The 14,799-nt window shown below is 59.5% G+C and carries 10 protein-coding genes; 8 read left to right on the top strand and 2 right to left on the bottom strand.

Going from position 1 to position 14,799, the window contains the following annotated elements; all coding sequences use genetic code 11:
* The first annotated feature begins 740 nt into the window (after positions 1-740).
* Genes C8K18_RS12000 through C8K18_RS11975 form a run of 6 tightly spaced genes read left to right on the top strand, consistent with a single transcriptional unit; the run spans position 741 to position 9,248 of the window.
* Positions 741-2,987, top strand: coding sequence for a polysaccharide biosynthesis tyrosine autokinase (locus C8K18_RS12000; protein WP_107707580.1), 2,247 nt, complete (start codon positions 741-743; stop codon positions 2,985-2,987).
* A 45-nt stretch (positions 2,988-3,032) separates the two neighbouring features.
* Positions 3,033-4,148: a glycosyltransferase family 1 protein gene (locus C8K18_RS11995; RefSeq protein ID WP_107707579.1), complete on the top strand. Its 1,116-nt coding sequence runs from the start codon at positions 3,033-3,035 to the stop codon at positions 4,146-4,148.
* A 21-nt stretch (positions 4,149-4,169) separates the two neighbouring features.
* A complete protein-coding gene (locus C8K18_RS11990; protein WP_006052035.1) occupies positions 4,170-5,612 on the top strand; it encodes a hypothetical protein in 1,443 nt (480 codons plus the stop codon).
* 40 nt (positions 5,613-5,652) lie between these two features.
* Positions 5,653-6,663 carry a glycosyltransferase family A protein gene (locus C8K18_RS11985; RefSeq protein ID WP_006052036.1) on the top strand — a complete coding sequence of 337 codons (1,011 nt, stop codon included), beginning with the start codon at positions 5,653-5,655 and terminating at the stop codon, positions 6,661-6,663.
* Positions 6,664-6,691: 28 nt separating this feature from the next.
* On the top strand, positions 6,692-8,008 hold the full coding sequence (locus C8K18_RS11980; RefSeq protein WP_053859417.1) for a lipopolysaccharide biosynthesis protein: 1,317 nt from the start codon (positions 6,692-6,694) through the stop codon (positions 8,006-8,008).
* 52 nt (positions 8,009-8,060) lie between these two features.
* A complete protein-coding gene (locus C8K18_RS11975; RefSeq protein WP_006052038.1) occupies positions 8,061-9,248 on the top strand; it encodes a glycosyltransferase family 4 protein in 1,188 nt (395 codons plus the stop codon).
* Here C8K18_RS11975 and C8K18_RS11970 read toward each other — a convergent pair.
* Together C8K18_RS11970 and C8K18_RS11965 are read right to left on the bottom strand one after the other, a co-directional pair.
* The gene (locus tag C8K18_RS11970) at positions 9,224-9,859 is read right to left on the bottom strand and encodes a phosphatase PAP2 family protein (RefSeq protein ID WP_107707578.1); all 636 of its coding nucleotides are present in this window, start codon (positions 9,857-9,859) and stop codon (positions 9,224-9,226) included. The two genes, C8K18_RS11975 and C8K18_RS11970, sit on opposite strands and share 25 nt — an antisense overlap.
* Before the next feature lie 76 nt (positions 9,860-9,935).
* Positions 9,936-11,183, bottom strand: coding sequence for an O-antigen ligase (locus tag C8K18_RS11965; RefSeq protein ID WP_006052040.1), 1,248 nt, complete (start codon positions 11,181-11,183; stop codon positions 9,936-9,938).
* Positions 11,184-11,768: 585 nt separating this feature from the next.
* On the opposite strand from C8K18_RS11965, the gene C8K18_RS11960 reads away from it, so the two are divergent.
* Both C8K18_RS11960 and C8K18_RS11955 read left to right on the top strand, forming a co-directional pair.
* The gene (locus C8K18_RS11960) at positions 11,769-13,283 is read left to right on the top strand and encodes a mannose-1-phosphate guanylyltransferase/mannose-6-phosphate isomerase (protein WP_107707577.1); all 1,515 of its coding nucleotides are present in this window, start codon (positions 11,769-11,771) and stop codon (positions 13,281-13,283) included.
* 39 nt (positions 13,284-13,322) lie between these two features.
* Complete coding sequence (locus tag C8K18_RS11955) at positions 13,323-14,699, top strand: undecaprenyl-phosphate glucose phosphotransferase (protein ID WP_006052043.1); 1,377 nt, start codon at positions 13,323-13,325, stop codon at positions 14,697-14,699.
* Positions 14,700-14,799: the final 100 nt, after the last annotated feature.

Below are 14,799 nucleotides of genomic sequence, written 5' to 3'. Positions count from 1 at the left end.
ACGCGTATCACTCTGTTACATCCATTGCACATAGCTACAACACTTTCTGGATGGGGTGTTGCGCGGAAATCGCTTCGGCGGAATCGGCCATTAGCACCCGAATTTATGCCGCTATCGATCCACTCATTCGCACGAGCGCTATGCTTCACTGCAACATCTGCAGAAATAGCGGTTGCCGCGGTAGGCGCTATGGAATGCCAGCAATGCGCAATATCTTCACCTTTTGGCGTGGATGGTTCCATTGAGGTGTAGTTATTGCCGTGTCCCGAAGTGCCGTGCACTGACGAAGTACGACGAGGCAACGCTCACGCAAGTCCGGGGCCGGACTGCGTATTGGCGACTCGACGATTCGCTCAGCGCTTCATTGAACAAGCGAACCATTTGTAGAACCAAATAAAACGCGGTGCGCGGCGTAAAGCCGTTGTCCGGAGATTGGGGGATTCGAAGTCTGGAGACGGGGCGAGCCGTGCTGTTGGCGGTGCAGCCTTTGATCGTTCAAGCAGGTGGACAGCCACTTGGCTTGGCAAGACCATGACGTAGCTTCGACCACGCGTCGCGCTACGCCATACGCATTCCTGCCGGAGACGGCTCTGGACTGTGGACCGTTGGTGCAGCCAAGGCGGTGTCGACTCATTACTGTGCCCATCAAACATGGAAGGATCAAACCGGTGGACTACTATCCTCTGAATTCGCTCCCTGGCACTGCCAGTACAGAGCGTGGACAGCTTAGCGCGAGCGCCATGCTCCGTCTCATGCGCGACCATATCTGGGAGATCGTGCTGACAACGGTCGTCGTTTTCAGCCTGGCCGCCGCCTATTTGCTGATTGCGTCGCCGATCTATTCCGCGGATGTACTCATTCGCGTTGATCCGCCAGAACCGAATGCACTCGGCCTCGCACTCCAGAATCAGGAGAACATGCCTCCGCCAGCTCCGTCTCCTGTGACGGAAATGGGCGTGATCCGCAGCCGCTCGGTGCTCGAACCGGTGATTCAGCGCTTCCGCTTCGACGTCTCCGTGACGCCGCGCAAGCTGCCGCTGCTCGGCGATATCGCGGAGAAGTTCGCGACGCCTGGCGAGCCCTCGCGGCCCTGGCTCGGACTCAAGTCATACGCATGGGGAGGCGAGCAGGTAAAGATCGGCGCGCTCGACGTTCCCAAAGATCTCGAAGAAGAAAAAATGACGCTGATTGCCCGCGACGACAACACGTACGAGTTGCGCGGTCCGCAGGATCAGGTATTCCTCCAGGGCACGGTCGGCAAAGCGGTATCGAGCAACGGCATTTCGATGCGCGTCGATGCGCTGGTCGCGCGGCCCGGCACCGAGTTCACGGTCGTACGCTGGAACGCGGTGGACGCCATCAAGCGTTTCGACGCGCTCATCAAGGTCGGCGACAAAGTGAAAGACTCGGGTCTTGTGCAGATCGAGTACACCGACAAGAGTGCGGCAAAGGCTGCGGAAGTCGCCAATGCGTTGGGTCAACAGTACCTGGCGACGGCAATTGCGAGCCGCCAGCTCAACGATACGACGACGCTTGCGTTCATCAACGGAGAACTTCCGCGTCTGCTCGGCGACCTGAGAAAGGCGGAAGAAGCGCTTAAGTCATTCCGCGCCAACTCGCAATCGATGCAGCCGACGGCTGAGGCGCAAGCCTACCTGCAAGGCGGTCTCGACATCGACCGGCAGATCGCGACACTGCAATTGCAGCGCACGCAGCTTCTCGAGCGCTATACGCCGCAAAGCCGCTGGGTGCAGAGCGTCGACACGCAACTCGCGCAGCTCAATAGCGCGAAAGCGAATTTCAGCGGCCACTTCAACGGTATGCCCGCTTCGGAACGCCAGAGCGTCGATCTTCTGCGCGCGCAGAAAGTCGCGGAGACGATCTATCTGGGCATGGTGCAAAAGGCTGAGCAATTGCAGGTGCGTCGCGCAAGTACTACCGGCGGCGCGCATATCGTCGACCAGGCAATCACGCCGCATCGTCCGGTGAAACCTCAGCCGATTCTCGTGCTGCCAGGCGGTCTCGCACTCGGCATCGTCTCGGGCATCGTGCTGGTGTTCATGCGCCGCCATGTGCTGACGGGCGTTACCGATCCGCGTTATGTCGAACGCAGAATGAGTGTGCCGGTGTTCGGCGAGATCCTGTTCAGTCAGCAGCAGTCGTTGCTCGACAGAACCAGTCCGGGCGCCAAGTCATTGCCCGGTGCCGCGGCGCGGGCCGGATTGCCGCAGCCGGTGGCGGGCGGTGCGTCCGAAATACAGGTGGCGGCCGGCGGCAACAGGGTACTGGCCGAACGCTTCCCGAACGATAACTCCGTCGAGGCGCTGCGAGCAGTGCGCACTTCGCTGGCGCGCGATCTGGCGCATGCACGCAACAACATCCTGATGGTGATTGGACCGACGCCGTCGGCAGGGAAGAGCTTTGTCGCGGCCAATATCGCGACCTTGCAGGCAGAGATCGGCGCACGCGTTCTTCTTATCGATGCGGATATGCGTCGCGGTCATCTCGCATCGCTCTTCAATCAGAGCAATCGTGGCGGGCTTTCCGAAGTCCTTTCCGACCGCATGCCGCTGCGCAATGCGCTCCGTCACACGGGTATTGAAGGCTTGTCGTTCCTCTCATGCGGATCGCGTCCGGACAACCCCGCCGCATTGCTCGCAAGGCCGCGTTTCAAGGAAGTACTCGAACGCCTCAGCGCGCAATTCGATCTGGTGATCTTCGATACGCCGCCGTTCCTCGCAGTCACCGACGCGTCGATCATTGCAAGCGAAGCCGGTGCATCGCTGCTGGTTTTGCGCTCGGGCATGCAGAGCGAGGAAGAGATCGAAGACACGATCAAGAAGATGGAGCGCGCCGAGGGACGCATTGCAGGCGCTGTGTTCAACGGCATTCCGCTTCGGCGCAGTACTCGCACCTATGGATATGCGACGAACTACGCCAGCGATTACGGCGATGCCGATCCGACCAGCGCACCTCTCCGGACGTGAGCGAGTTGCCACTGTCGTCGATGAATTCGCAAAACGGAGAAGCAGATGGCGTTTGCAATTAACGGGAAATTTACTTCGCAACCCGTCACGGGTGTTCAGAGAGTCGCGTATGAATTGACGAGAGCGATGCAAATGCGGGTTCCCGCAGGCGAGAAGCTGGAGATCTACGTCCCGCGCAATGCGAGAGAGCCGGGGGCGCTGTTGAAATGGCAACGGCGCTTTTCGTGGCTGCGCGGCACGCTATGGGAGCAGATCACGCTGCCCATCGCCGCGAGAGGCGTCACGCTTCTGAATCTGTGCAACATGAGCCCGCTGTTCAAGCGCCGCCAGGTAGTCATGGTTCACGACATGGCGGTGTACGACGTACCTGGCGGATTCTCGAAGAAGTTCTTGCTGTGGTATCGCCTGTGCTTTTTCATGTTGCCGCGCATGGCGCCAACGATCCTGACCGTGTCGAAGTTCTCCCGATCGCGTATTTGCCATCACCTGAAAATCGATGAGTCGCGAGTCGCAGTCGTGCATCCCGCAGCGGATCACCTCGACCGTGTGACGTCGGAGCCCGCGGTATTGGAGCGCCTGAGTCTCGTCAAGGACGCGTATTGCGTAGTGGTCGGGAGTCTCGATCCGCGCAAGAACCTGCAACGCGTGCTGGAAGCAATTGAGAAGCTCGGCCATCTCGACCATGTGAAGTTTGTCGTGGTCGGCGGAAAGAATGCGCGCATTTTCAACAGCGAACTGGCTGAGGAAAAGCCGCAGTCGGAGAAAGTGGTGTGGGCCGGTTTCGTGACTGACGGCGAACTGAAGGCGCTCTATGAAAACGCGGGCTGTCTGGTGTTTCCGTCGCTGTACGAAGGATTCGGACTGCCGCCGCTCGAGGCGATGTACTGCGGGTGTCCGGTCGTCGCTTCTTCGCGGACGTCGATACCCGAAGTGTGCGGAGATGCGGCGCTGTATTGCGACGCGACGTCCGCAGACGACATTGCCAAAAAGATCTCGCTCATGATGACCGACGACGCACTCCGCCAACGCTACAAGACAATGGGATTCGCGCGTGCGCGCGAATTCCGCTGGGATGTGACGGCGCAGACGGTGCTCGAAATCCTCAAGGGGCAGGCGGGCGTTCGGTTGTCGGGCGTGCCGGCCCGCGCGTCGGCGAGCTAACGCATGTCGGTAGGCAGGCCAATGTATCGCATTCGAAAGAGTGCCGGCAGACGTCGGGCGTTGCGAACCATTGCGGGCCTCCTTGGCGCCGCGATACCGCTCGCGTACGGCAAGACGTCGCCGTCAGGAAGCGCCGCGCCGCAAACGGGCAGCAGCGGCGGTCGCAGGATCACGGATCTGATCGGCGCGAACGGCTGGGCGGGCGCAAGCCGTGACGTCGAAATGTGGCGTCAAATGGGTATCACATGGGGGCGCGATTCGGTGGGCCCTGGGCAGCCGGAATCGCCGAGAGCACCCATGCGTGTCGACAAAACCGGCTCGCAATTCGACGCCGATCTTCCGACAGCGCTGCTCTTGAACAATCGCAACGGCATCAAGTCGCTGCTGTTGCTCGGCTATACGGCGCCGTGGAACGCCACTGTTCCCGGCGACAGCAATTCCGCGCCGATGGATGTCGGCGCGTGGACGCGCTATGTCGAGGCTGCCGTGCGCAAGTACTCCGCTCCGCCGTTCAACCTGCGCTACTTCCAGATCTGGAATGAGGCGGCCGGAACGTTGTCTGGCGGCGCGCAGCAGGCGACGTTCTGGCACGGTCCGACCTTCAGCAAGGACGGCAAGCACGAGAAGCCGTACGAGCGTGCCATGCAGGATTACGTGGAGCGAGTGCATCTGCCCGCTGCCCGCATTATCCGCAAGTACAACGCCTATATCGTCTACGGCGGGTGGCCCGATCAGGGCGGTCTGTCCAATTACTGTAAGTGGCTCGAGTACAGAAGTCCTGCATCGAACGAACGCATGCTGGACTGGGTCGACTATCTCGACACTCACTACCTCGGTGTGCGCGATCTCGACGAGCTGTATCAGCGGTATGTGAAGAACGGACCGGCGAGAGGCATTTGGCAAACCGAGATCGGCGATGCGTATATGAAGGACCCGCATTACCTGCCGGAGTACTTCTTCGACTTCGCGGTATGGGCGCTCGATCACAACTGGGACGATCCGAACAAATACGTCTCGATGATCTATCACTGGGACGGCTATGAGCCATTCCGTCTGACTCATCGGGGGCCGCCGGTACGTACTTACAACGTGTCGGGCAGGAGCCTCATCGTGCTTCATCAGACTGTTTCAGGGCCGCTGGCAAGTTTGTCGAACCCTTTGCAATTTGGTCCAGGCGCTTCGGGCAGCGGATTGCGTTCGGGCAATGACATCGTGCTGCAGGTGAGCGCGTCGGCGGGTTGGCGAAGGGTGACAGTAGCGGGACTCAAGCGACCCGCGTCGCGCGAAGTAAAGGTTGAGTTCATAGATGCGTTGACGGGCACAGTAAGTGCACAGGACGCGATGACGACCACCTGGAGTAACGACGGTTTGCAATTGAGCTTCAAGGTACCCGATCGGGTCAACGGTGCAGGAAACGATCCGCCGACCCACCTTGCGTATATCGCGGTCCGTTCCCTTGCGTAGCCATTCCGATTCACCGAAACATCAGACAGCGTCGAATGCCATGAACCAGGTCACAGTTGTCATCTGCAACTACAACTACGAACGCTATTTAGCGGACGCGATCGACTCCGCGCTCAATCAGGACTATCCCGGCACGCGCGTCGTCGTGCTCGACGACGGCTCGACGGATGGCTCGCGCGCGATCATCGAGAAGTACGGCAGCCGCATCACAGCGATCTTCCAGGAGAACGGCGGCCAGGTGTCCGCCTACAACCATGCGATCAGCGCGCTCGAAACGGAATACGCGATCCTGCTCGATTCGGACGACATTCTGTATCCGAGCGCCGTATCGGAAGTCATGGAGCTTTTCTCCAGCGGCGCGTGGGCCAAGGTGCAGTTCAGGCTCGACGTGATGGACGCAAACGGCGCAACGACAGGCGCTTATGTGCCGAACACCGAGCCGCCGCCCAATTGCGGAGAGCTGCTGCAAGCGGGCTGGCTGTACCCATCGCCGCCCGCCTCGGGCAATGCGTATCGGGTGAGTGCGCTCAAGCAGGTCTTTCCGGTTCCCGCACCGGGCATCAATCGCTACGGCGCCGACTTCTTCGCGATCTACGGCGCTGCGCTGGTCGGCCCGGTCGCGACGCTGCGCAAATCGCTCGGCGGCTATCGCGTGCATAACGCCGATGGCGGCACGGTGTCGTTCGCCAATTCCGAGCAGATTTCCAAGGCGCCCAAAGCGTTGGGTATGCGCTGGGCAATTCTGCGCAACATCGCGCGGTCGCGTCTCGGTATCGAGTTGTCGCCGACGTTTCATGATTTCGGCCACGAGAAGGCGATCTTCTGCTCGAGCGTCTATCGCGCGACGTTCGCGCACCGCTGGCGCTGGATGATGCGCGATTCGCGGGGCTATTTCCACGCGATCCTGGCCAATCCATTCTGGAGTGTGAAGAAGAAATTCGGAACTGTGGTTCTTTCCGGCTTGTGCCTCGTGCCGTACTCGCCGCTTTCTGACTTTGTGGTTCGCTACATATCGAACCCGCTTGCGCGTCGGCGCATGGCGCAGCGTTAAGCCCGGGAGCAGGCATTTGGAGAACGGAATGGAAAGACGAGACAACGCAAGCGTCATTGCGTTTGTTTACGGCGGATATCTGATGAGGTACGTGTACCTCATCATCGTGGTGCCGTTCTACGGAAGAATTCTCGGCGTCGCCGAGTATGGGCGAGTGCTCGCGTCGATGTCGCTCATGAACGTCATCTGGATGCTCGTGAGTTACGGCTTCACCTTCGTCGGCATGCGCGAAGTCGCGAAAGCCCATTCGGTGAAGGAGTGCAATGCAATCTATTCGCTTCATGTGAGCGCGCGGCTCATGCTCGCCGTGATTGGCGGAAGCATCGGTCTGATTGCGACGATGTGCTCGCCCACCTTGTCCGAGCGGCCGCTGATCGGCGTGCTGGGCACGCTGCTCGGCATCGTGTCGGCAATGAATCTCGGCTGGCTATTCCAGGGCCGTCAGCGTTTTCGCACGCCGATCATGATCGAAGTATTCGGCTTTGCCGTGAGCCTCGTTCTGGTGCTGAGCCTCGTGAGAAAGCCCGAGGATTCCGTGTGGGTGCTGGCGAGTCTGCTGGTTGCCGGCGTGGCGTCGTCGATCATTTCATATGGCATCACCACGTCGCAATTGGGACTGCCCCGACTGAAAGTGGAAGGCGTGATGCCGCTCATTCGCAGCTCGACGATGCTCTTTTGCTACTCGTCAGGCTCGGTTGTATTGACGGCGTCTTCCACCTATCTGCTGACGCTATTGTCGACGCCCGCGCAAGTCGGCTATTTCGGTGCGGCGGAGCGTTTCGCCACCATTGCACTGAGCCTGATGGGCCCGGCGTCGCAGGTATTCGTGCCGACTATTTCGCGGCAGCTCGCACACGGCGACAAAGAGGGCGCGCACGCGACCACGCGCCGTGGCGCGGCGCTTCTGCTCGGTTATGGACTGCTCGTATTCTGCGGCGCAATGACGTTGTCGCCGTTCCTGTTGCCGTTGATTCTCGGCGCCGAGTTCGAGCCTGCCGCGCGCATTCTTCAATGTTTCGCATGGATGTTCCCGTTCGTCGCGTTCAACGAATTCGTCGCGTTTTACGTATTCGTTCCGCGCAAGAAAGACCGGCTGCTCGCGTTTGCCGGGCTCGCCTCCGGCCTCGCCAACCTGGCCGCGGCACTGATTCTTGCGCCGCGCTTTGGAGCAATGGGCATGGCCATGGCTCGTGTATTCGGTGAAGCAACGCTCGCCGTGATCCTGCTGGTCATCATGGTCCGACTCGAGCTGATCGGACTGGTGCCGGGCGCGCGGCGCGCCGCTGGAATGCTGGGGCTGGCGTGGGGTGTAAGAGCCCAGACAAGCGCGGCCAAAGACAAGTGAAACGGATTGCCGCCGGTGAAGCGTCCGGCGCGTCATCTCACAGGAGAGAGAAGTGAAAGTCGCTATTGTTCACGATTGGCTGGTGGTTTCGGGCGGCGCAGAGAAGGTTTTGAAGAACATTATCGAATGCTTTCCGAAAGCGGACGTCTTTTCGATTGTCGACTTTCTCGAAGATCGCGATTGCGTGAAAGGGAAACCCGTCAACACTTCGTTCATTCAGAAGATGCCGTTTGCGCGCAAGCGCTACAGAGCTTATCTCCCGTTGATGCCGATTGCGATCGAGCAACTGGACCTGTCCGCGTACGATCTGGTGATTTCCAGCTCGCATGCGGTAGCCAAGGGCGTACTGACCGGACCCAACCAGATTCACATAAGCTATGTGCATTCGCCGATCCGCTATGCGTGGGATCTGCAGCATCAGTACTTGCGCGAATCGCATCTGAACAAGGGCGTCAAATCGATCATGGCGCGCGCGCTGCTGCATTACATTCGCGGCTGGGATTCGCGTTCGGCGAATGGCGTCGATCATCTGCTGGCGAATTCGCACTTCATCGCGCGGCGGATCAAGAAGGCTTATCAGCGCGACGCGACGGTTATCTATCCGCCTGTCGATCTCGACAACATGGTGATGTGCACGCAGAAAGAAAACTTCTACGTGACGGCCTCGCGGATGGTGCCTTATAAGCGCATCGACTTGATCGTGCGGGCCTTCTCGCAGACACCCGAGCGCCGGCTGGTCGTGATCGGCGATGGCCCGGAAATGAAGCGGATCAAAGCGACTGCGGGGCCGAATGTGACGATACTCGGTCACCAGCCTCTCGAAGTACTCGTCGATCATTTGCGACGCGCCCGCGCATTCGTTTTCGCGGCGGAAGAGGACTTCGGCATTTCCGTTGTGGAAGCACAGGCTTGCGGCACACCCGTGATTGCTTTCGGCAGGGGCGGTGCGCTCGAGTCGGTTATCGGCTTGCCTCTGGAGCAGCCCACAGGTGTCTTCTTCGGCGAGCAGACGGCGGAGTCATTGCTCGAAGCGGTGACACGTTTCGAGCGCAATGCCTCTTTATTCGATCCGGTGAATTGCCGTCAGAATGCCGAGCGGTTCTCAACCGAGAACTTCAAGACGGCATTGACGGACTTTATCGACGCGCGGCTTTTGCGCAGCTCGATCGAACAGCTTCGCCCCTACCTGGTGCGCGAGCGCACGGCAGAGGAGCGTCACCTTGCGAGTATGCCCTCGTAAGACTGAATGCGGTATTTGACGCGGCCGGCGAGAGCCATGATCGAATGAGCATGGCTATGTATTTGCGGTGACCGCGTTTCAATGAGCCGCTGAAGCGGCGCCTGATGCCCATAGGCGAGCACGCAGACGCACAGAAAGCTCGCCGCCGACCATGCGGGCCGTGGGTGTTCGAACTCCACGGAAAGCGCCTTTCGCAAGAAGAGCAGCGCGACGATTGCGCCCAGAATCCAGCCTGAAATGACTTCGGGTACGGAATGCGAAAGGTCCATCAGGCGCGACACGCCAGTCAACGCACCGATAACCAGACCGGCCGCAATACCCAGAAACGCCGGCAGACGCCACCATCTGAGCTGCAATGCGAGGGCCACCATCCACACGGAGGTGGAGAGCATCGCATGGCCGCTAATCACGCGGAAATCAGACGCCGGAAACGATATGCCCCAGCCCGCATAGAAGATCTTGCTCGCGCCGACAATAGCGACGCCGGCTGCGAGCATCGCGATCCACCGGCAGGCCAGCTTGACGTCGAATAATGCGATCCAGCAGGCGCAAACAGCGGCCACGGGCAACGTGACGGCCGCATCGCCTATGTTAGTGAATACAGTCCACATAGGGTTCTCGTTGTTGTTGGGTTCTCTACAGCGGGATCTTTGTGTTCCCGCTGTACCGGAGTGGGCGCAGGTACTGTCAGACGCGCGAGCGAATCAGCGAGTTCCGCCGATTGAATTCCGCCGAGATTGCATTGGCCGATTGTGAGGCCAGCAGTAGCGAGATGACGAGCGAGAGGATCAGGACATTGGAAGGCGACACGAGGCGATGTTCCGTTGCCGCCATGACCAGCAGGCAAATAGAAGAGATCTCGACGAACCGGAAGGCGGCGAAGTTCTGACCGCCTCCCACGAGCGCGCCCGCAGCCGCTCCATGCTTGCTCCAATCAACGAGTCTCCAGAAGAAGCTCAGCAGCAGGAAAAGACCGACGACACCGGTTTCCGCGAGGAAATTGAGGTACGAGTTGTGAGCGTGCGAATCGCTATGTTCGACGAGGACGTTCGACGGCGCACCGAACAGGTGAAAGTATGAAGTCACATTGCCGATGTGATCGTCGAAAGAACCGAAGCCCATACCCACGATGGGACTCTGCTCGAAATAGGCGAGCGCGCGCGGCCACAGCCACTCATACCGGATGTTCAGATTGGCGACCTTCGCATCCTGGTTGTGGATACTGAACGGGTAGCCCATGTAGTCGACGGTGGCGTCCGTGTGATAGAACGCCATTGCAAGCGAACCTGCTATGAGCACGCCCATCAACGCAGCCAGCAGCCAGCGCTTGCGGCCGAAATAGAGGTACGGCAGTACCGCAGCCGCGCCGAGCAGCGAACCGCGGCTATACGTGGAGAACAGCATCAGCGCGTTCATCGCGAGTAGCCCGAGCAGTAGCTTGCTGCGCTTTTGCAGGTAGCAGCCCACGCCCAGGCAGAACAGCATGGCGAAGAATCCGCCCGCCGCATTGCGCGCGATGAAGTAGCTGCCGAAGCTCTTGTCTGGATTCGTGAAGATGCCGAGGAGTCCGGTGCTGACGATGTACACCGCGTACGGTGGGATATTGATGCCGACCGCGAAAATAAAAAACGCGCGAAGTACTTTGTTCAGATCGAGACGATGCGCGTACAGGCAACCGGCAAAAATGGGAGCATACGAAATGAAGAAGTTACCGTCGCGCCGATAGAAATCGAATTCGGCGAAAGACTGAGGATCGTAGAGCAGCGTGGAGACGACGATCACGACCGTCAGCGCGGTGAGCGGCGTAATGAACGCCGGATAGCGGCGACCGTAAAAGCGCCACGCGTACACGAAGATCGGCACAAAGCCGACCGCGCTGAGAGGCACGAAATTCGTAACCGTTAGAAACAGCGCAAGTAGCGAAATGTAAGCCATTGCGACTCCCGGAAAACAAATGGCGCATAGCTTGCAATGACAGTGCCATTACGTGCGAAGACAACCTGGTTGGAGGTGCGGTGCACCACGATGGCGGTGCACCTGAACGGAATCGGGGTCCTACGTCTCGATGAACGAACTGCCCATCTGTCATGAAGGTACTCGCGAAGGTACCACGTCTAGGCACTGATTTCCACGCGCTACCGCACACACAGCGGCCATAAGAAAGGCCACAGTGGCCGATGTGCGGGCTAATGCGACGAGGCTGGCCAAAACCTCAACTGAACGCGCCACCATTGCTGTGGTGCAGCGTGAGGTGACTATGATGGATCACATCGAGTCATGCTTGAGTGGCATCGGCTTTCTGGCGCCACGCCGATATGTGTGCCGCTAACGCTCGCCTAGTGCGAGAACTTCGGTGCGCATCCCTAGCTTTGCGCGGACAGAACGGCTCGCCGAGCCCGTTGATGCCCACACCCCGTTATTGATCACACGTGAGACCGGAGCAGTGCCGACGTGCAGCGTATTTCGTCGGCGCTTATGCGATTAATCGCGCTTTGGCTTGCCCGTCCAGGAGCAATAAAAATGGATAAAGTTTTTGCAACCGCACACGAGAACGACAACGAGACGCAAAGCGCCGCGTCGCAGGAATGCACCACGCTCGCACAGGTGATTCTCGCAGGCGGCTCAGGCACGCGTCTATGGCCGGTATCACGCGAGCAGTTCCCGAAGCAGCTTATCGACGTGATCGGCGATCAGACGCTGTTGCAGGCCACGATGGGACGCATGAATAACTTCAGTCCTCTGTGGGCGGTCGCTCCAGAACCGGTGATTGTGTGCGGTGCCGAACATTACTTTGCAACCTGCGAGCAGGCGCGCGAAAGCGGCGTGAAGGCACGGGTCGTCGTCGAACCTGGCCGCCGTGATACGGCTCCTGCACTCACGCTTGCTGCGCTGGCTGCAGCATCGGACGGCAACGACGTGATTCTCGTCGCGATGCCCGCGGACCACGCTATTGCAGATCTCGATGCGCTTCATAAGGCAATCGAAATAGCTGCGCGTCATGCCGGCGCAGGCGCAATTGCGACGCTTGGTGTTCCGCCCACTGGCGCGGATACGGGCTTCGGCTATATCCGACTCGGCGCTGCGTTGAACGACGGCGCACGCCGCATCGAACGTTTCGTTGAAAAGCCGGCGCCCGAACTTGCGGCGCAGTATGTCGAGTCCGGCAATTACTGGTGGAATAGCGGCATGTTCGTCGTGCGTGCGTCCGTATGGCTTGCCGTCATCAAGCAATTCCAGCCGCAAATTCACGATGCCTGCGTGCGCGCTTACGAAGGCGCGAAGGTCAACGACGGCTGCATCGTTCCCGATGCCGAGGCCTTCCTGCAATCGCCGTCGGACTCGATCGACTACGCGGTGATGGAACATCTTGGCAAGCCGGAATCGCAATTCGCGGGGATCGTCGTGCCGCTGCAAACGGGATGGTCGGACCTCGGTTCATGGGACGCCGTGTGGCAGGCAATGGAAAAAGACGAGTGCGGCAACGCATCGAATGGACGCGTTCTTTTCGAAGGCGCGACGGCAACGTATGCGCGTTCGCAAGGCGGCCGGCTCGTCGCATGTGTCGGCACCAACGACCTGATCGTCGTCGAAACGGACGACGCGGTTCTGGTGGCCGACCGCTCGCATGTGCAGGACATCAAGGGACTCGTGTCGCGCATCAAGGCCGAAAATTCGCCGGAAGCGGATGCGCACCGCAAAGTGCGTCGTCCGTGGGGCTTTTACGATTCGATCGATCACGGCGACCGCTTTCAGGTTAAACGCATCGTGGTAATGCCGGGCGCCCGCCTGTCGTTGCAGATGCATCATCACCGCGCGGAGCACTGGATTGTGGTGAGCGGCACCGCGCTCGTCACACGCGGAGAAGAAAAATTCCTGCTTGGCGAAAACGAGTCGACGTATATCCCACTCGGTGTCACGCATCGTCTCGAGAACCCAGGTTGCGTTCCGCTTCAGATCATCGAGGTGCAGTCCGGCGCCTATCTCGGCGAAGACGACATCGTCCGGTTCGACGACAAATATGGCCGTGCGGGTTAAGCGGCCGTGGCGAACCAGAGCGTATTCGAGGGGGCTGCTATGCGATTGATTACCGGTCTGCTGGCCAGAATGTTCGATGTGGCGATGATCCTCGGCGGCGCATTCGCTGCCTCTCATATCCGCTTCGACGATTTCGCGCAACGCAACTTTTATCTGGCATTCGTCGCTTTCGCGGCGGCGTTTTCGCTCGCGGTGTTTCCTGCATTAGGCGTCTATCAGTCGTGGCGCGGCCGCTCGAAACGTGTACTCGTTGGCCAGGTCGCACTCGGCTGGCTGCTGGTCCAGGCATGCGCGCTGGCTTTGATGTTCTCGTTGCATCGCATCGATTTCGTGTCGCGCCTATGGTTCGCGTACTGGACGGGAATAGCGGGCGGCGCAATGATCGCCGGCCGGATAATGACGCACGTTCTGCTCGGGCGCGTTCGCCACGCTGGCCTGGATCTGCAAAAGGTGGCTATTGCGGCATGCGGAGAACATTGCGACGAGATCCTGCGCAAAATGGAACGGGAGCCGGCAGCGGGTTTTCGCGCGAGCGCCGTCTACAACCTGCGCCCGGTCAACAAGACGACGAGTTCCGTGCCGACGTTCGAACAGCGCGCGGCTTTTGCGAAGTATGTGCGCGAACAGCAGGTGGATGAAGTGTGGCTCGCGCTGCCTTTATCGGAAGAACGCGCGATTCTCGAGCTGGTCGATGAGTTTCGCAACGATCTGATTAACGTGCGTTTCATGCCGGATGTGCGCGCATTAGCACTCTTCGATGGAAGCGTGACCGAGTTGCTCGGCTTTCCGACGATCAATCTCGCCGCCTCGCCATTGCCGCCGAATGCAATGGTGGAAAAGGAATTGTTCGATCGCGTTTTTGCACTGCTCGCATTGATTGCCGTGTCGCCGATTCTTCTTGCGTGTGCGATAGCGGTCAAGCTGAGTTCGCCGGGGCCGGTGTTCTTCAAACAGTGCCGCAAGGGCGCGGACGGACGCATCTTCATGATCTACAAGTTCCGCAGCATGCGTCTGCATGAACAGAAACAGGGGGTGCTCGAACAGGCCACGCGTGGCGACCCGCGCATTACGCGGGTCGGGCGTTTCCTGCGGCGCACGAGCCTCGATGAATTGCCGCAGTTCTTCAACGTGCTGCGCGGCGATATGTCGGTGGTCGGTCCGAGACCGCACGCGCTCGAACACGACGACCTGTATCAGGGCATCGTGTCCGGCTATATTCACCGTTACCGGATCAAGCCAGGCATTACCGGCTGGGCGCAAATCAATGGCTTTCGCGGAGAGACCGATCGCATCGAAAAGATGGAAGGCCGGGTCGCACACGATTTGTACTACCTTCGAAACTGGTCGTTCGCACTCGACGTCAAGATCATTTGCGCGACCATTTTCAAGGGACTGCATCATCCTAACGCTTACTGATCCCCGCGTCGGATCGAGTCGTTGATTGTGCGGTATGGGAGTGGGTCAACAAGAACCTGATCACGAGGGGACAATGAAACTACACGGCGTAGAGAAAGTA

This window comes from Paraburkholderia sp. GV068 (genome assembly GCF_003058125.1).
In the GTDB taxonomy this organism is placed as follows: domain Bacteria; phylum Pseudomonadota; class Gammaproteobacteria; order Burkholderiales; family Burkholderiaceae; genus Paraburkholderia; species Paraburkholderia graminis.
Note: the sequence above shows the minus strand (reverse complement) of the source record. Positions and strands in the feature narration are given on the sequence as shown.

What these genes read in the sequence shown, in the direction of transcription:
- C8K18_RS11970 (WP_107707578.1), bottom strand. Translation starts at nt 9,859, where the DNA reads ATGTGGACTGTATTCACTAACATAGGCGATGCGGCCGTCACGTTGCCC.
- C8K18_RS11960 (WP_107707577.1), top strand. Translation starts at nt 11,769, where the DNA reads ATGGATAAAGTTTTTGCAACCGCACACGAGAACGACAACGAGACGCAA.
- C8K18_RS11955 (WP_006052043.1), top strand. Translation starts at nt 13,323, where the DNA reads ATGCGATTGATTACCGGTCTGCTGGCCAGAATGTTCGATGTGGCGATG.
- C8K18_RS11965 (WP_006052040.1), bottom strand. Translation starts at nt 11,183, where the DNA reads ATGGCTTACATTTCGCTACTTGCGCTGTTTCTAACGGTTACGAATTTC.
- C8K18_RS11990 (WP_006052035.1), top strand. Translation starts at nt 4,170, where the DNA reads ATGTATCGCATTCGAAAGAGTGCCGGCAGACGTCGGGCGTTGCGAACC.
- C8K18_RS11985 (WP_006052036.1), top strand. Translation starts at nt 5,653, where the DNA reads ATGAACCAGGTCACAGTTGTCATCTGCAACTACAACTACGAACGCTAT.
- C8K18_RS11995 (WP_107707579.1), top strand. Translation starts at nt 3,033, where the DNA reads ATGGCGTTTGCAATTAACGGGAAATTTACTTCGCAACCCGTCACGGGT.
- C8K18_RS12000 (WP_107707580.1), top strand. Translation starts at nt 741, where the DNA reads ATGCTCCGTCTCATGCGCGACCATATCTGGGAGATCGTGCTGACAACG.
- C8K18_RS11980 (WP_053859417.1), top strand. Translation starts at nt 6,692, where the DNA reads ATGGAAAGACGAGACAACGCAAGCGTCATTGCGTTTGTTTACGGCGGA.